Origin of the sequence: Shewanella sp. POL2 (assembly GCF_000282755.1) — a bacterium.
GTDB classification, from domain to species: domain Bacteria; phylum Pseudomonadota; class Gammaproteobacteria; order Enterobacterales; family Shewanellaceae; genus Shewanella; species Shewanella xiamenensis.
The window spans coordinates 18,501-34,985 of record NZ_AKZL01000032.1 but is presented as its reverse complement, the minus strand read 5'-3'; the positions used below and the strand labels follow the sequence as shown (position 1 = coordinate 34,985).

Annotated in this window: 15 protein-coding genes and 1 other RNA gene; 10 read left to right on the top strand and 6 right to left on the bottom strand. The window is 45.8% G+C overall.

The window, feature by feature from the left end; all coding sequences use genetic code 11:
• Positions 1-152 precede the first annotated feature (152 nt).
• The 8 genes from pspA to ffs all read left to right on the top strand — a co-directional run bounded on the left by pspA (position 153) and on the right by ffs (position 6,652).
• A complete protein-coding gene (gene pspA / locus SHEWPOL2_RS10615) occupies positions 153-836 on the top strand; it encodes a phage shock protein PspA (RefSeq protein ID WP_011071928.1) in 684 nt (227 codons plus the stop codon).
• Between the two features lie 17 nt (positions 837-853).
• Complete coding sequence (pspB, locus tag SHEWPOL2_RS10610) at positions 854-1,093, top strand: envelope stress response membrane protein PspB (protein WP_086024023.1); 240 nt, start codon at positions 854-856, stop codon at positions 1,091-1,093.
• Positions 1,080-1,466: an envelope stress response membrane protein PspC gene (gene pspC / locus SHEWPOL2_RS10605; RefSeq protein ID WP_037428145.1), complete on the top strand. Its 387-nt coding sequence runs from the start codon at positions 1,080-1,082 to the stop codon at positions 1,464-1,466. The genes pspB and pspC overlap by 14 nt, the downstream gene beginning before the upstream one ends.
• Before the next feature lie 115 nt (positions 1,467-1,581).
• On the top strand, positions 1,582-3,039 hold the full coding sequence (locus tag SHEWPOL2_RS10600) for a YcjX family protein (protein WP_037428144.1): 1,458 nt from the start codon (positions 1,582-1,584) through the stop codon (positions 3,037-3,039).
• Positions 3,036-4,232 (top strand): TIGR01620 family protein, encoded by a 1,197-nt coding sequence (locus tag SHEWPOL2_RS10595; RefSeq protein WP_037428143.1) that lies wholly within the window; start codon positions 3,036-3,038, stop codon positions 4,230-4,232. Before SHEWPOL2_RS10600 ends, SHEWPOL2_RS10595 begins: the two co-directional genes overlap by 4 nt.
• Positions 4,233-4,546: 314 nt before the next feature.
• Positions 4,547-5,740 (top strand): methionine gamma-lyase, encoded by a 1,194-nt coding sequence (gene megL, locus SHEWPOL2_RS10590; protein ID WP_037428142.1) that lies wholly within the window; start codon positions 4,547-4,549, stop codon positions 5,738-5,740.
• Positions 5,741-5,954: 214 nt separating this feature from the next.
• A complete protein-coding gene (locus tag SHEWPOL2_RS10585) occupies positions 5,955-6,320 on the top strand; it encodes a helix-hairpin-helix domain-containing protein (RefSeq protein WP_037428141.1) in 366 nt (121 codons plus the stop codon).
• 234 nt (positions 6,321-6,554) lie between these two features.
• Positions 6,555-6,652, top strand: an RNA gene (gene ffs, locus SHEWPOL2_RS22480) — signal recognition particle sRNA small type.
• Between the two features lie 151 nt (positions 6,653-6,803).
• Here ffs and SHEWPOL2_RS10580 read toward each other — a convergent pair.
• Genes SHEWPOL2_RS10580 through dinG form a run of 6 tightly spaced genes read right to left on the bottom strand, consistent with a single transcriptional unit; the run spans position 6,804 to position 12,249 of the window.
• The gene (locus SHEWPOL2_RS10580) at positions 6,804-7,091 is read right to left on the bottom strand and encodes a late competence development ComFB family protein (RefSeq protein ID WP_037417243.1); all 288 of its coding nucleotides are present in this window, start codon (positions 7,089-7,091) and stop codon (positions 6,804-6,806) included.
• Positions 7,092-7,124: 33 nt separating this feature from the next.
• Positions 7,125-8,027: a histone deacetylase gene (locus SHEWPOL2_RS10575; protein ID WP_086024022.1), complete on the bottom strand. Its 903-nt coding sequence runs from the start codon at positions 8,025-8,027 to the stop codon at positions 7,125-7,127.
• A 5-nt stretch (positions 8,028-8,032) separates the two neighbouring features.
• Entirely contained in the window at positions 8,033-8,725 is a 693-nt protein-coding gene (locus tag SHEWPOL2_RS10570; RefSeq protein WP_037428139.1) for a DUF2057 domain-containing protein, read from the bottom strand.
• 9 nt (positions 8,726-8,734) lie between these two features.
• Complete coding sequence (locus SHEWPOL2_RS10565) at positions 8,735-9,403, bottom strand: primosomal replication protein (protein ID WP_170919380.1); 669 nt, start codon at positions 9,401-9,403, stop codon at positions 8,735-8,737.
• Positions 9,394-10,167 (bottom strand): TSUP family transporter, encoded by a 774-nt coding sequence (locus tag SHEWPOL2_RS10560; RefSeq protein WP_037428138.1) that lies wholly within the window; start codon positions 10,165-10,167, stop codon positions 9,394-9,396. The genes SHEWPOL2_RS10565 and SHEWPOL2_RS10560 overlap by 10 nt, the downstream gene beginning before the upstream one ends.
• 9 nt (positions 10,168-10,176) lie before the next feature.
• Positions 10,177-12,249 carry an ATP-dependent DNA helicase DinG gene (dinG, locus tag SHEWPOL2_RS10555; protein WP_037428137.1) on the bottom strand — a complete coding sequence of 691 codons (2,073 nt, stop codon included), beginning with the start codon at positions 12,247-12,249 and terminating at the stop codon, positions 10,177-10,179.
• Positions 12,250-12,389: 140 nt separating this feature from the next.
• On the opposite strand from dinG, the gene SHEWPOL2_RS10550 reads away from it, so the two are divergent.
• Complete coding sequence (locus SHEWPOL2_RS10550; RefSeq protein ID WP_050991350.1) at positions 12,390-14,819, top strand: DNA polymerase II; 2,430 nt, start codon at positions 12,390-12,392, stop codon at positions 14,817-14,819.
• A 221-nt stretch (positions 14,820-15,040) separates the two neighbouring features.
• Positions 15,041-16,249: a porin gene (locus tag SHEWPOL2_RS10545; RefSeq protein ID WP_037428136.1), complete on the top strand. Its 1,209-nt coding sequence runs from the start codon at positions 15,041-15,043 to the stop codon at positions 16,247-16,249.
• Positions 16,250-16,485: the final 236 nt, after the last annotated feature.

Below are 16,485 nucleotides of genomic sequence, written 5' to 3'. Positions count from 1 at the left end.
ATTTTGGTGAAAATCATAATAAGTGGCTTGCGCTGTAAAATAAAGGAAAAGTTAAGATTTTGTTTATCTAATTGAATTTAAATAATAAATAAAAGTTGGCACAGTTAGTGTATTACCTTAAGCGAGACCAACATCAATTTGAGGATAGCATTATGGGTATTTTCTCTCGTTTCGCCGATATCATTAACTCTAATATCAGCGCATTACTCGACAAAGCCGAAGACCCTGAAAAAATGGTTCGCCTGATCATCCAAGAAATGGAAGATACACTGGTAGAAGTGCGTTCAACCTCAGCTAAGGTATTGGCTGAAAAGAAAGAATTGCATCGCCGTATCAGCCGAGTCGAGGAGCAAGTTCAGGATTGGCAGGATAAAGCGGAACTGGCACTTTCAAAGGACCGCGAAGATTTAGCCAAAGCAGCTTTAGTTGAAAAACAAAAAGCGGCGGGTTTAGTGGATACTTTAAACCAAGAGTTGGCAGTGCTGGATGAGCATATCGCTCGTTTAAAAGACGAAGTGAGCCTGCTGCAGGAAAAACTGTTAGATGCAAAAGCGCGCCAAAAGACCATTATTTTGCGCACTCAAACTGCGTCATCACGTTTAGAAGTGAAAAAGCAGTTAGACTCAAGCAAAATTGATAATGCCATGCTTAAGTTTGAGCAATATGAGCGCCGTGTTGAAGGATTAGAAGCGCAGGTTGAATCCTACGATCTTGGCAGCAAAAAAACCTTAGCTGATGAGTTTGCGGCATTAGAAGCTGAAGATTCAGTCAATGCTGAGTTGGAAGCGCTCAAGGCAAAAGTGAAAGGCAAAGCTCCCACAAAGTCAAAAGAATAACATTTTAGAGGTGAGTTATGGATATGGACATACTAATGGCTCCGATTATCATCTTTATGATAGTGGTGGCGCCTATATGGTTAGTTCTTCATTATCGCAGTAAGCGACAAGTGAGCCAGGGACTCACTGAGGAAGAGTTTTCACAGCTGAATGACTTGATTGCGAAAGCCGATAAAATGGCTGCGCGTATCGAAACCTTAGAGGCGATTCTCGATTCTGAATCGCCTGAATGGAGGGGAAAACATGAGAGGATCTAATGGTCGAACTTTGTACCGTATTCCCCAGTCAGGTAAAATCGCCGGAGTGTGTGCAGGGATTGCTGAGTACTTTGCGATTGAAACTTGGTTAGTACGCGTACTTGCTGTTTCTATCTTTCTATTAGGTGGTTCGGGTGTTGTCTTTATCATCTATGTGGCGTTATGGGTGATACTCGATATCAAACCTCAAAATAGCTCTGTTAGGGATGACATTGAAGTGAAGAAGAAACCTTGGCAGTCGGGAGAGCCAGCTAAACAGGCGCTAAGCGATGTGAGTCGTCAGTTTAGGAGCCTAGAGGTGAGATTGCAAAACCTTGAGCGCCATGTGACGTCTGACAATTTTGATTTAAAAAGACAAATCAATAGCTTGTAATCCCTCTAAAGGGCGGCCATGTCCGCCCTTGTTGTTTAATCTTTGGTTGATTCCAGTGTTATCTCCCGTCGATTCCAGTATATAGTTATCTCATTCAACATTTAGGGAAATCCTTATGGGAATGCTTGATGTATCGCTCCACAAAATCACGCAAAAGAGCCAATCCCTCCTCCATCGAACGGCCGATAGGCATTTGCGACTTGCAGTAACAGGGTTATCGGGAGCGGGCAAAACGGCCTTTATTACAGGGTTAGTCAATCAATTACTTAATAGCGGCGCTGCATCATCTGCATCGCATTCTCGCCAACATGGTTTGCCTCTTTGGCAGGTGAGCCGTGAACAACGTTTGCTTGGGGTTAAGCGAGCGATGCAGCCGGATCTTGAAATCGCGAGTTTTGATTATCAGGGCGCTATGTTAGCGCTGACTTCGAATCCTCCTACTTGGCCTGAATCGACTCGCACCATTTCAGAGTTGCGTTTAGCTATTAAATATCGGCCGCAAAAGGGATTACTCGCCAAGTTTGCCGATACCGCAACGCTGTATCTAGATATTGTTGATTACCCCGGTGAGTGGCTTTTAGATTTACCTATGCTGCGCCAAAACTATATTGAGTGGTGTACTGCCCAGCAGCAACGGCTTGCGGTTTTAAAGAGTTCACCGTTATACGCTGGATTTGAAACGTCGTTAAATGCACTCAATTTAGCGGCGATGGCCGACGAATCGGAACTGAAACGGCTTGCCGATCAATATCAGCAGCTATTACAGGATTTAGTGCATGTGCAGGGGTATTACCAAGCGCAACCGGGGCGAATGTTATTACCCGGTGAGTGGCAAGGTGCGCCGCTGCTGGCGTTTTTTCCGCTGTTATCTGTGACTGATGCTCAGTGGAGCAACCTTAAACAAAGTGAGAAGCACAGTGCTTTTCATGTGCTGGAAAAGCGCTATCAAGAGTATGTCGCTAAGGTTGTTAAACCTTTTTATAAACAACATTTCGCAGGGTTTGATCGTCAGGTGGTGCTCGTTGATTGCTTCAGTGCGTTAAATCGTGGCAAATCACAATTTGAAGATATGGGCGCGGCGCTAAATGCCATTATGGAGAGTTTTCAATACGGACAATCCAGTTATTTACGCCGGCTTTTTGCGCCGCGGATTGACCGTTTGCTCTTTGCCGCCAGTAAGGTTGACCATGTCACGCGGGATCAACAAAGTCATGTGTTGTCGCTGTTAACGGATATGCTCAAGCACAGTCAGCACTTTGCTAGTTTTGATGGTTGTAAAGTCGAAACCATGGCCATTAGTGCAATTAAGGCTACGCGCCACGGTATGGTGACCACTCAAGATGGGGATGTGGAAGTCGTGCAGGGCACAGGATTGAATGGCCAAGCCCTGACACTGTTTCCCGGCGAAGTGCCCACTCGCTTACCTGAGTCCACTTTTTGGCGTGAGCAAGGCTTTAACTTTTTCGATTTTGCACCGCCGGATAACCGTAATCTTGATCCATCTTCGGTGCATTTTGACCATATCCGTCTTGATCACCTTCTGCAGTATCTTGTAGGGGATAAACTGGAATGAGAAAAGACCCGTTACCACATTCAACTGAGTCGCAAATAAATGAGTCGGAGCAGTCTGTCGCTCCGATTACAACTCAAGCGCTTAAAAAGCAGCAAGTATTTGATGCTGAAAAGGTCAAACTACAGTCTGTAACAGATGAGTTAAAAAGTGCGCAAATGTTTGCGCCACAAACCCCGATAAAGGCGATTGATGACGTTGTTGAAGAGACGCTAGCGGCCCAACCGCAGGTGTTAGATGTGACATCGATACGCCCTAAATTACATCAATCTCGCCGCTGGTCTTGGTTGGCACGCTTATCACTAATGGCATTAATACTACTCACGCTAGTGCAAACAGGCCTTGGTTTGCGGGATGCTTGGGTTGCCAGTCCTTGGCTATTTAGTTTTTATGGTGTGGTGCTTGGTTTAGTCGGGAGCTGGGCTATAGTCTGTGCCGTTAGCGAGTATCAAAAATTAAAACGCTTAAAACAGGTTGCCGATACCCAGGATACAGGTGCAAGGCTTGCCCTGAGTATGCAAATGGGGGAGGCCGATAGCTTTATCGATAATATTGTACGGCATTATCCCGATAGCCAAGGATTACAACGGCTGCGTCACTCGTTAAAAGATGAGCATAACGATGCCGAAAAAGTGCTGTTATTTGAGGACTTAGTCCTAACGGAGCGAGATGAACTCGCCAAAAAAGTCGTGCGTCGATATGCGGCTGAATCAGCAGTGTTATTGGCTGCTAGCCCGCTTGCGGCATTGGATATGGCGATCATTCTTTGGCGTAATCAGCGAATGCTGCGTGATGTCGCTGCCTGTTATGGGATAGAGTTAGGCTATTGGAGCCGGATTAAACTCATTCGCAGCATAGTGATTAACATTATTTATGCGGGCACCAGTGAGTTAGTCACGGACTTAGGAACTCAATTGCTGTCGGTCGAGATGACCGGTAAATTATCCGCGCGGCTTGCCCAAGGATTAGGGGGCGGTTTGTTAACGGCGCGCTTAGGATATCAGGCCATGGCACTGTGTCGGCCTATCGGTTTTAGGGAAGAGCAGCGCCCCAAATTATCGAAAGTTCATCAAGAGTTGTTGATTGAGCTTAAGCAGTTTGCTGGTAAGTTATTGACCAAAGATGGGCGTGATGCGCTTAAGAGCCAATTAGAGGCTGCTGAGCTAAAAAACAGCTCAACGGCAAAAGACAAATAACATAGCCGAATGCACAAAACCGCGAGTGCACTTTAGGCTAAATGCTAATGCGCTAATGACTCTGTCATTAGCGCATTTTTTATCGCCGATGTTCTGCCCCAAACGCCTGAATGTAACAACTTAGTTACAGTGCATCTGTTGCTATTTTCACCGTTGCACTGGTTTCAACTGTTCAGCAGGGTATGTTAGTGCTTATTCGATAGGGCTAATGTTTTATTAACTTATCTATATGGACTAAAAACACAAGCAAATCATCATTCCTCGAACAATCAATCAAGAATCGAATGATGTAATGGCATAACAAGGAGTAAGCAATGCAAGATGAATCGAGCAAGATGTGGAAAGCGGCGACCCAAGCCATTCATGCAGGACATGAGCGAGAGGCCTTCGGTTCGTTAGTCACACCACTTTATCAAACTGCAACTTTTGTATTTGAATCGGCGCAGCAAGGTGGCGAGCGTTTTGCGGGTAACGAGCCCGGTTATATTTATACCCGTCTTGGTAATCCAACTGTGGCCGAACTTGAGCGTAAAATGGCGATTTTAGAAGGGGCTGAAGCGGCGGCGGCAACGGCGTCAGGTATGGGGGCGGTGTCGGCGGCGCTGCTCGCTAATTTGCAGATGGGCGATCATTTAGTGGCTTCTAATGCGGTATATGGTTGCACTTTTGCACTTATGACCAGCCAATTTGCCCGTTTTGGCATCGAAGTCACCTTAGTCGACTTTACCGATTTAGCGGCAATTGAGCGGGCAATCAAACCGAACACTAGGGTGATTTTTTGTGAAACACCGGTCAATCCTCATCTGCAGGTGTTTGATCTTAGAGCTATCGCCGATATTGCGAAGCGGCATCAATTAGTTAGCATTGTCGATAATACTTTTATGACGCCGCTACTGCAGCAACCGATTGCACTAGGCATTGATTTAGTGGTTCACAGCGCGACTAAATACTTAAATGGTCACGGTGATGTGATTGCGGGCATCGTCTGTGGCAGCGAAGAGCAACTTCACAGAGTGAAGTATGAAATCCTAAAGGATATTGGTGCAGTGATCTCACCCCATGATGCTTGGCTTATCCTACGAGGCCTTAAAACCCTCGATGTGCGCTTACAGCGCCATTGCGAGAGTGCCCAGCGGGTTGCTGAGTTTTTAGAGCAACACCCTGCGGTGACGCGAGTGTACTATCCAGGGCTTAAATCCCATTCGGGTCATCAATTTATTGGTCAGCAGATGCAGCGAGCAGGAGGGGTGATCGCCTTTGAATTAGCTGCGGATTTTACTCAGGCTATGGCGTTTGTTGGCAAGCTTAAACTATTTTCAATTGCGGTTAGTTTGGGCGATGCGGAATCCCTTATTCAGCATCCGGCTTCAATGACCCACTCTCCTTATTCCCCAGAAGCGCGGGCAGCTGCGGGCATTGGGGATAATCTGCTGAGAATTTCTGTCGGTTTGGAGGATTGTGACGATATTATTACTGATTTAAGTCAGGCATTAGCAACGATTGTTTAGCTGGTTATGGATAATTTTTATAACAAGGATGCATTAACCGCATCCTTTTTCTTCATTGTTATCTGTAAATTCATTGCTCTAAAGTTACACATTTAAGCCAGAGGTAATATTTGTACTTTGGCGTTTGGAAATTCATAAAAGCTTCGTCTATGTTTGATTGGAGGCCACGGAAGTTGGACGAAAGGCCGAATATCAAGGAGAGAGAGGAAGCATTATGAAACTAAAACCTAGTTTACCTGCGATGGTATCTGCTATTGCATTTTCTGCCCTGTTAACCTTGCCAGTAATGGCAGCTGATCCGGTAAAAGAAGCGAGTAAGGTGCAAAACCAAGCGAAAACTGAGGCCAAAAATATGGCAAACGATGCTAAACAAGCATTGCCAGACGCGGCTCAAGTCAACATCAATACCGCTTCAACTGAACAATTACAACTGCTAAAGGGGATTGGTGCCGCTAAAGCGCAGGCCATCGTTGATTATCGCACTCAAAATGGGCAATTTAAGACTATTGATGAGTTAGCAAATGTCTCAGGGATCGGTGCTAAGCTGATTGAGCAAAATCGTCATATGATTAAGCTGTAACGCCTTGGCATTGTCTTGAGTCATTTGCGTTAGCTTGACGTCTTTTAGCGAATAAAAAGCCTGCTTTGCAGGCTTTTATCATTTTCAATACTTAGGTTTGCCTATAGATTGTCCAGTTAAACCGGATATTTATCAAACGGGCGGATTAGCACTTGATCCCATAGAGGCCATAGGGGATAATCCGCGTCGTTCGGTGATGATCCTTTTGGTGATCCACTTGAAGTTATGGTGACCCTAGGGTCCCCCCGCAATGATAACTTGTGAACTCGGCCAGGCCCGGAAGGGAGCAACCGCAGCAAGCGACTCGTGTGCCGGGGTGTAGGCTCTAGGGGAACCTCCAAATTTCCCCATCATTTTCCAATCTTCTTTATCTTTAACTCACTGATTAGCAATAACTGCTCAGCTTAGCATTTAGCAACACTGCAGAATTTACTCGTAAAACCTTGTTGCAAATCGATGTAGCGATGCCCTATACCGTATGACTTAGCTGTTGGCTTCTTCCTGCTGCATTCTTTTTTGTAAATTCTGTTTTAAAAAGGCTCGCGATTTTTCGAGTGCAGCCTGTATTTCGCGTTTAAGTTCCTGCAATTCATCATAATCTTCAAAGAAATAAGTGTCGACTAAATGGCGGATATAACGCACGGGCAGTTGATTGAGTGTCACACAGCAGAGATCGGCTAAATAATCCTCCGGCAATTCATCCATCAGGCCTTCATCGGATAACATTTCCATTAAGAGAACTTCGTAATAGTTGCGGATTTCGAGTTGCATCGCTGTGCTCCATGATGATTTTTATTGAGTTTGCTACCACAAATGGTTGGCTGCAATAAAAAGTTGGCTATGTCTTTGGCTTAATTGTAGTTCGTCTCGGCTGTAGCCGCCGCCAATTACCGCAGCAACAGGAATATTTGCCGCTTTTGCCATGGAGAGCACAGTAACATCACGTTGATAGAGCCCTTCTTGGCTGATCTGTAAATGGCCTAAATCATCGTCCTGATGAATATCAACACCAGCGTCATACAGGATTAAATCTGGTTGATGGAGCCGAATAAGCAGCTCGAGAGTCTGTTCGACGGTTTCCTGATAGGCACTATCATCAGCACCTTTCGTTAGTTCAATATCATAGTGTGACTGCTGTTTACGGCTGGGGAAATTCTCTTTGCAGTGGATGGAACAACTGATAATGCCTTGATGCCTATGGCTGAGGGTAGCAGTGCCGTCTCCTTGGTGCACGTCACAATCAAAAATCAATACCTTATGCAGTTGCTGCTCGGCGATAAGTTTGCGGGCGGCGATAATCAAGTCATTGAAAATACAGTAACCACTGCCAAAGTCATAATGAGCATGGTGATAGCCACCGGTTAAGTGAAGGGCGATACCCGTTTGTAGTGCCAAGCTTGCGGTTAAACTCGTCCCCGATACCGAGTGCAAGGTTCGCTCGACCAAGGCTTGACTCCATGGAAAGCCGATGCGTCTTAAGGCCGTGTTGGCTAAGGTACCTTGAATAAATTGTTCGACATAATCTTGCTGATGCACCTGCATTACATCTTCAGCCGTCATCGGCGAGGGAGTATGAAATTGATCCGCAACAGCCAGTTGATTATCGAGCAGATAGTGATAAAGACGCGCATATTTGGTTGTGGGAAAGCGGTGATGGGCGGGTAACGCCAGCTTGGAGTAGCTGGCGTGATAAACCAATGGGATCATCTGGATTAGAGTTGTGAAATAGCCCAGCTCATAAACTCTTTACGTGTTTTCTCATCGGCTTGTAACCACCAGTATTGCAACATCTGCTGTGGATTTGCGCCAGCCGCTTTAGAAGTATCAACCGGAGCGGTTAATGAGGTGGCCTTAACTGCTGCCTGCGCCGAAGTGGGGGCTGGCGCGGCAACCACCGCAGCTGTGCCTGCTGCTCCCGTTACTGCGGCTGCTGTGCCTGACACATCTACCGCTTGGTTACCGCTAAAGAGACGAGAGACAAAGCCTTCTTCTTCAATATCGGTGTTTGCCACTTGGTAATTAACCTGACCTTTGTCGGAGCGGGTTAACACGACTTGGGGATTTTGGGCAAACACTTTAGGCTTTTTAACGACTTTGCCTTCAGCGGCTTGTAAATAGTATTGATGATCGCCATCAACCTCTAAGGTCACAATAAAAGGAGATGACTTAACAAAGGTTTGGCTGTCACTAAAATCGTCTTCCACCATTTCGTGGTAGCGAATGGCGATTTTGTGGGTGCCGGGCGCCAATTCTAAACTGCTTTTATGGTTGAATACGCTGGACTCGACTTTTTTGCCATCGAGGGCAAGGTATTCGAAGGACATAGGGATATTCAGATCTGCGGCAAAGGCTGAGGCAGAGCCGAGTAGCATTAGCAGGCTGCTGATTGGCAAAAGTGATTTCATTGTTGCTCCTTAACGATTATGGCTCTGATGCGGACGTTCGAATGCTTGAATGCGATCTTCGATATAACTGATGGCTTGCCTGCATTTTCCCAAACGACGATGCATCAAAAGGATGTCATTTTGCAAACGGATTTTGTCAGCACTATGACAGTTTTCAAGTTTTGACTCCATTTCTGCAATTTTTTGTTCAAATTTTTTCGCCCAATTCAGATGCTTATTCAGTTCGGCATAAATTTCGTGGCTATTTTGTAACACATTGCTGGCGATCCAAGCAAACCCGCTGGCTTGATGCGATTGGTTTTGTTGCTGGGCGAAACGTGCGCGCTTACTGGCACGTTGTTGATTTTTAGACTTTATATCGATTGAGGTCGTCAGTAGCGCCCGTTTAACCGCAGTAAAACGGTCTTGAATACGTTCACAGCTTAAGGCGATGGTTTGCGGCGCGAGTTTTAGGGCGATTTGCTTCTCTAACTGACCGATACTACTTCGAATTTGTTCAATGCAGGGCATCAACTGGGCGCCATTTTGAATAAACAGCGATTGATTAAAGCGTTCAATATCTAGTAGGAGTTTGCGTTGGCTCGGCGCAAGATGACTGTCGTGTTGCAGTACTTCTTGCTCTAATGTTTTTAGCTGATTTTTCAACGTGCTGATTAGCTGCGAAGTGTTCAAAACCATGCGCTCCACGCCAGATTAGCGGCAATTGACAGGACAATTAATATAAACAAAGGCCGAATAAAAGGCATACCAAATTTTATCGCACAGCGAGCGCCGATAAAGGAGCCGAGCATCATACATAACCCCATCCACAGGCCAATTTGCCAATGGACTTGCCCAAGAAAGCCAAAGATCGCCAGTGCCGTCAAATTGCTGGTAAAAGTCATGGCTCTAGCGAGCGCGCAACTATGCAAAAGAGGTAATTTATATAATGAACCTGAACTCACTGTCCAAAAGGCGCCAATACCAGGGCCGGCAAAGCCATCGTATGCGCCAAGAAATAGACCTTGTAGGCTTTGTTTCAATTTGGATGGTGCTTGCATTGGCGCCTGGCAGTCGGTATCTGAGATGGCGTTGGTGCTGACTAAGCTGTATATCGCAATGCCGATAATAAGAAGCGGTAACGCTTTTTCAAGCCAGTGCGCGTTTAACAAATAAACTAATACACTGCCAAAAACCGCACCAATAAAGGTGGCGATAAACGCCATATACCAAAAACTGGGTTTCAGCAGATGCTGGCGATAATAGGTCCAAGCCGCCATGGACGAGCCAAAACTGGCGGCAAATTTATTGGTACCTAAGGCCGTATGTGGTGGGATCCCTAGGGTGAGCAGGGCAGGAATGGAGAGCAGGCCTCCACCACCGACTACGGCATCGATAAAACCTGCAATTAAGCCAATGACAGCCAACAGGGCCCAGTTACTGGGCTCGAGTAACAACTCCAAATCTTAATCCTACTCAATGACTCGTCTAAAGGGAGGTAGGGCGTCTAGCAAGGATTTGCCATAACGTTTGGTCACTAATCGTCTATCTAGGATAGTGACTCGGCCATAATCCTGCTCTTTACGCAGTAATCTACCACAACTTTGGATAAGCTTTCGCGATGCATCTGGAATGGTGAGTTGCAGAAACGGATTTCCACCCTTTATTTTCACATATTCAGCATGGGCTTGCTCAACGGGCGAGGTTGGCACAGCAAAGGGTAGCTTAGTGACGATGAGGTTGGTGAGGTAATCTCCGGGTAAGTCCAAGCCTTCAGAAAAACTGCCGGTGCCAAACAAGATGCTCGGTTCACCTTTATCACATTTGGCCTTATGGGTCTCAAGCAATTGTTGGCGTGGTGCATTACCTTGGATCAGAATTTCCTGCGTGAGCTTGCCCTCGAGCAATTCGGCCACTTTTTCCATTTGCCAGTAAGAGGCAAACAGCACTAAGGTAGCCATTTCACCTTCAATTAGCTCGATAATCTGTTCGGCAAGTTCAGCAGTATAGGCATCATCCGTTGGCTCGGTTTTCATCTTAGGTAAGTAGAGCGTGGCATTATTCGGATAATCGAAAGGGGATTGCAGAGCGAGATAACGACTGCCGTCCTTTAATGATAACCCTACCTGATGGGCAAAATGGTCAAAGTTATTCAGCGCCCGCAGCGTAGCGCTACATAGCACGACGCCAGCAGCCTTTTGCCACAGCATAGATTCGAGCATAAAACCGACTTCAATTGGCGAGGCGCTAAACAGATAATCGACCTGTTTGCCTGTAATTAACTCGATCCAACGGGCCATTGGGGCACCTTTAGTGGAATCTTCCTTGGCCATCATTTTCCAGAGCTTTTGCAGGTTTTCGAGTCGCTGCAACATAAAGCCCATTTCGGCCTGTAGCGCTTCAGCCTGGTGCTTAGGAATATCGCCATCTTTTATCGCTTCTGCGAGCAATAATTGCATCTTATTAAATTGCTTGAGAGCAAGATTGGAAGTGGTTGCGAGATTCTCGGCAGGGATTTTTAACGCATCGGGTAATTTGCCGTGTTCGAACCGATAGCGACTCTCTGGATTGGCAAACTGCTTGGTCTGGGTATCACAATAGTGGGCGACTTGATTGAGCTGAGCGATTAAGTCGCCAATATGATCCTGCATCGCCTGCGCTGGGGCGATGATATTGTTGCTCTTTATCTGATTTTGTAACTTGGCGCTGGTCTTACCGACTTTTTCAAGCCAGTCGGCGGCGCCTCTAAGCGTTGCCTGTGCACTAGAAAAGTCCCGTGCGACAATTGGTAAGTGGTGGGCTTCGTCAATGACGTAAAATACGTCTTCGGGATCGGGCAAAATCACCCCGCCGCCTAGCTCTAAGTCGGCGAACAGCAAACTATGGTTGGCGATCAGTACATCCCAAGTATCCACATCCTCACGGGCCTTGTGAAACGGGCAATTACGATGGCTGGCGAGTTGCCGATGACAACTGTGTTTATCGCAGGCGATTTGCTGCCAGAGATGGTCCGGTATCGGTGTCGATAGCGTATCGATTTCACCGTTCCAGCGGCCTTCATTAAAGTCGCTGAGCAGCTCCTGCAACATGGCTATTTGGCTGTTATCAGGCTTTGTTTGCCACATGGCCATTTGGGTACTGTTATCATCGCCGATTAACATTGCAAGCTTGGATAAACAGACATAGCGCTGACGCCCTTTGACCAGACCAAAGCGAAAGTTTAGCCCTGATTGTTCGAGAAAAAACGGTAAGTCTTTGTGCAGCAACTGCTCCTGCAGCGCCACGGTTGCCGTAGCGATACAGACCTTTTTCTTACTCGCAAGCGCAAGCGGAATCGTGCCTAAAATGTAAGACAATGATTTACCAATCCCCGTACCCGCTTCGACCACTATGATGCGTCTATCTTTGTCATAGTCGCCGGCCAGGGTCTTAGAGATTTCTGCTACCATAAAGTTTTGCTCGCGGCGCGGCCTAAAATTAGGCAAAGCGGCGGCAATATCTTTATAGATAGCGCGGATCTGGTTTTTTACGTTGTCAGGTAACATGCGGCACTACTTTATCGAATTAATGCTGTACATAATAACAGTGATTGCATAGCCTAAGAAACTTTTCTGCCATTTTATGGCAATTTTATTCTGTATCCCGAGAATCAATAAGCAGCGAGAGCCTTAGAGTGAAACCGCAGTTGAATCCCCCCGAGAGTCTGACACATGACACGGCTGCGCCCGTGAGTGTACAGGGACGCGTCCTGACGCGCCATGCTATTACACGCGGTTCAACGCTCGTGTTGCAGTATTATCTCGCCACCGTTTCAGGCCCTGTGCTGGTGGAGTTACCTGGTTCTGAGTACATTTGTTTTTGCCATCAAAGCGATATGGCTGCATTACAGTTACAAACGCCGGGGCTGGCGCTACGCTTTGTGCCGCTTATGCTTAAAAGTTTTAAAAGACAATCCGTGGCGGCGATTTATGCCCAGTCGAGCAGTGTGTTTCGTCACTTGCAGCGGATAGCGACAGATGCGGGTATTCCCTTATTTGAGTCGGATATTCGTCCCGAGCAGCGTTTTTTAATCGAACGTTTTGTGGCACTCGATGTGGCATTTTTAGGGTATCAAGTAAGCAATGTGAGTTTACAAGACCGCTTGCCCGTATTTAGCGCCATACGGGCCAAAGCAGTTGCGCCGCAGCCGGAAATAAAATTGCGTTCAATCTCGCTTGATTTTGAATGCAGCTTTGACGGATTACTCTATTCTGTGGCCCTTTATGGACGCGATGCGCAATCTCAGCTCTATGAAAAAGTTATCATGGTGGGTGAGCCGCAGCCTGATGCTGCAATTTACATTGAATGGGTGAACGACGAGGCGGCGCTTATCCATCGTCTCATCGCTTGGTTTACTGAGTTTGATCCCGATGTGATCATTGGTTGGTCGGTGGTGACCTTTGATTTGGCCCTGTTATATCGGCGTGCTTTACTGCACCGGATCCCGCTGCGTATCGGTCGAGGTGGCGCGCTCCTTGAGTGGAAGGTGGAGAATAAATTTCGGCCAGAAACCTTAAGTTTGCCTGGGCGAGTGGTGCTCGATGGTATCGATTGGTTAAAGGCGGCCTTTTATCAATTCGAGCGCTTCTCCTTGGAGTTTGTCGCCCAAGCGTTGCTGGGCGAAGGCAAAGCGATTCATGATGTAGAAAATCGAGCGCAAGAGATTGATGCGCTATTTGCCGAAAATAAACAAGGTCTTGCACATTATAATCTGACCGATAGTCGCTTAGTGTGGGATATTTTTGAGCATACTCAGTTGTGGGATTTTGCCCTCGCTCGCGCCGAGTTAACGGGATTAGAACTAGGGCGGGTAGGCGCCTCGGTCGCCGCATTCAACCATTTGTATCTACCGCATTTACATAGAACGGGTTTCGTCGCGCCCGCAGAGCCTGCAAGTCAAGGGATTGAAAGCCCTGGCGGTTATGTAATGGATTCAGTCCCTGGTTTTTATCAACATATTTTAGTGTTTGACTTTAAAAGTCTTTATCCATCGATAATTCGTACTTTTTTGATCGATCCGAAAGGGCTCATTGAAGGTCTGGATAACGAGGAACATATTTTGGGCGAGTCTGAAATCGTTCCCGGTTTTTTAGGGGCTCGTTTTAGTCGGCATCAACCGATCCTGCCAAAACTCATCCAAAATCTCTCAGAACAACGCGAAAAAGCCAAGCGGGAGGCAAATGCGCCTTTATCGCAAGCAATTAAAATCATTATGAATTCGCTCTATGGGGTTTTAGGCTCTCAAGGCTGCGTGTTCCATGATGCGAAACTGGCAAGCTCCATCACCATGCGCGGTCATCAGATTATGAAACAGACTCGCGCTTGGATAGAGGAAATGGGTTATCAAGTTATTTATGGGGACACGGATTCCACCTTTGTTTATTTGGGCTCTGATCCTGATCTCGGTGATATTAATGCCTTAGGTAAGCAGATTGCCGCGCGAATTAATCAGCAATGGCAGAGTAAAATCGTAAAGGAGTTTCAGCTAGAAAGCTTCCTTGAGCTACAGTTTGAGCGCCATTACGAACAGTTTTTTATGCCGACCTTGAGGGGATCGGAGGAGGGTAGTAAGAAGCGTTATGTTGGTGCTTGGCGCAATAGGAATGGAGGGCTGGAAATCACTTTTAAGGGGATGGAGCAGGTGCGAAGTGATTGGAGCCCCTTAGCGCGTAAGGTTCAAGCTGAACTTTATGAGCGAATGTTCAATCAGCGAGATATCAGCGGTTATCTCGCTGGTGTCATAAGCGAACTGCAGACAGGAAAGCGGGATGCTGAATTAGTGTTTAGTAAACGAATGCGCCGAAATCTTGAAGAGTACACCGCAAAATCTTCCCCCCATGTCAAAGTCGCACGTCAGCTATGTGAGTTAACAGGAAAGGTATCCTATGGCAAGAGAGGAGCTCAGATTGATTATGTCATCACTGTAAATGGTCCTGAACCTGTTTCACATAGATCGTCTATAATTGATTATCAATACTACGTTGATAAGCAAATTTGTCCCATTGCAGAGCCTATTTTTTCAATAATGAAATTGAATTACACAGACATTGTCTCTAAACAGTTGCTATTAATTTAATGTTTATGTTGTTTTATTTGTGTTTTCTTAACGGGTATTTATAGTGTTTTAACCTGTTTTACAGCGGTTAATCAGTCAGTTTTTGTGATATTTATCTACAGAATGCTTAGGTTTCCCTTGGAGTGTTTATTGAAAATTTGCTACTCTCAGTGGGAAATTGTAAGGAAATATAACAACGGAATGACGTTGATAAAACATAAACGAAAAAGGTTAAGCACCAAATGAACAAAACGATAGTCGCCACTGCGTTAGCAGCACTCTTTCTTGCGCCAACTGTATCTGCAATCGAAATCTACAAAGATGACAAAAATGCAGTCGAGATAGGGGGGTTTATTGATGCGCGTGTAATCAACACTCAAGGTGAAACTGAGGTTGTAAATGGTGCTTCTCGAATTAATTTTGGTTTCAGCCGTGAGTTAACCCATGGCTGGAATGCGTTTGCTAAGTTGGAATGGGGCGTTAACCCCGTTGGCAACAGTGATATTGTCTATAACAACCGCTTTGAATCCGTTCAGGATGAGTTTTTTTACAATCGGTTAGGTTACGCTGGTATCAGTCACGATAAATACGGCACGATCACTATTGGTAAACAATGGGGTGCTTGGTATGACGTGGTTTATAACACCAACTACGGTTTTGTATGGGACGGAAACGCTGCCGGTGTGTACACCTTTAATAAAGACGATGGCGCAGTAAATGGCGTAGGTCGTGGCGATAAAACGGTACAATACCGCAACTCATTAGGTGACTTCAGTTTTGCGGTACAATCTCAGTTAAAAAACAATAGCTTTTACACCTGTGATATTGAAAATATCACAGAAGAAGCCTGTGAAGCAGAATGGAATGCAGGTAAAAAAGAAGCACAACAGGTTACCTATGATTACACCTATGGTGGTTCTGTCACTTACAAAGCCACAGATAAACTTAGTCTGATGGCGGGTGTAAACCGCGGTGAGTTTGATATTGCCTACGGTAATGGTGATCAAAAAACGGCTGTTGATTTAATCTATGGCGTGGGCGCTACTTGGGGTGACTTCGACAAAAATGGTTTATATGTTGCCGCCAACGTTCACAAAGAAGAGAACCATGATACCGATAACATTGGTCGCTTGATTAAAGATGCCTATGGCGTTGAAACTTTAGTTTCATATAAGTTTGACAATGGTTTACGCCCATTCGTTTCCTATAACATTCTGGACGCTGGTAAAGACTATGTTATCCAACCAAACTTTAACGCCGATCCTAACGATGTGTTTAAGCGCCAGTTTGTAGTTGTAGGCTTACACTTTGTTTGGGACCCAAGCACAGTTCTTTATGTTGAAGCACGTAAAGACTACAGCGACTTCACCAGCGCAGATCAAGCCCAAGAAGCCAGAATGTCATTGTCAGAAGATGATGGCATCGCTATTGGTATTCGCTACACTCTTTAAAATCATAACATCGCCTTAAACGGCTTTAGTTTAACAAAAACGCCAGTCAGTAATGACTGGCGTTTTTTGCTTTTAGATTTCAAAGCATACGAATCTCGCTTTCAAAATGAGCATATTGTCATCAGCTGGTTTTATTTGTTTTTTTTTGTTGATTAAAGGTTTTATATGTGATTTTATTGTTTCTGCCGAGTGCGACGTGTTTTCGACGTACTTTTGTTTGAAACCGCTTATTAAAT

Excerpts from the sequence above, each read along its gene's own strand:
- pspA (WP_011071928.1), top strand. The coding sequence starts at position 153 with ATGGGTATTTTCTCTCGTTTCGCCGATATCATTAACTCTAATATCAGC.
- pspB (WP_086024023.1), top strand. The coding sequence starts at position 854 with ATGGATATGGACATACTAATGGCTCCGATTATCATCTTTATGATAGTG.
- pspC (WP_037428145.1), top strand. The coding sequence starts at position 1,080 with ATGAGAGGATCTAATGGTCGAACTTTGTACCGTATTCCCCAGTCAGGT.
- SHEWPOL2_RS10600 (WP_037428144.1), top strand. The coding sequence starts at position 1,582 with ATGGGAATGCTTGATGTATCGCTCCACAAAATCACGCAAAAGAGCCAA.
- SHEWPOL2_RS10595 (WP_037428143.1), top strand. The coding sequence starts at position 3,036 with ATGAGAAAAGACCCGTTACCACATTCAACTGAGTCGCAAATAAATGAG.
- megL (WP_037428142.1), top strand. The coding sequence starts at position 4,547 with ATGCAAGATGAATCGAGCAAGATGTGGAAAGCGGCGACCCAAGCCATT.
- SHEWPOL2_RS10585 (WP_037428141.1), top strand. The coding sequence starts at position 5,955 with ATGAAACTAAAACCTAGTTTACCTGCGATGGTATCTGCTATTGCATTT.
- SHEWPOL2_RS10580 (WP_037417243.1), bottom strand. The coding sequence starts at position 7,091 with ATGCAACTCGAAATCCGCAACTATTACGAAGTTCTCTTAATGGAAATG.
- SHEWPOL2_RS10575 (WP_086024022.1), bottom strand. The coding sequence starts at position 8,027 with ATGATCCCATTGGTTTATCACGCCAGCTACTCCAAGCTGGCGTTACCC.
- SHEWPOL2_RS10570 (WP_037428139.1), bottom strand. The coding sequence starts at position 8,725 with ATGAAATCACTTTTGCCAATCAGCAGCCTGCTAATGCTACTCGGCTCT.
- SHEWPOL2_RS10565 (WP_170919380.1), bottom strand. The coding sequence starts at position 9,403 with ATGGTTTTGAACACTTCGCAGCTAATCAGCACGTTGAAAAATCAGCTA.
- dinG (WP_037428137.1), bottom strand. The coding sequence starts at position 12,249 with ATGTTACCTGACAACGTAAAAAACCAGATCCGCGCTATCTATAAAGAT.
- SHEWPOL2_RS10545 (WP_037428136.1), top strand. The coding sequence starts at position 15,041 with ATGAACAAAACGATAGTCGCCACTGCGTTAGCAGCACTCTTTCTTGCG.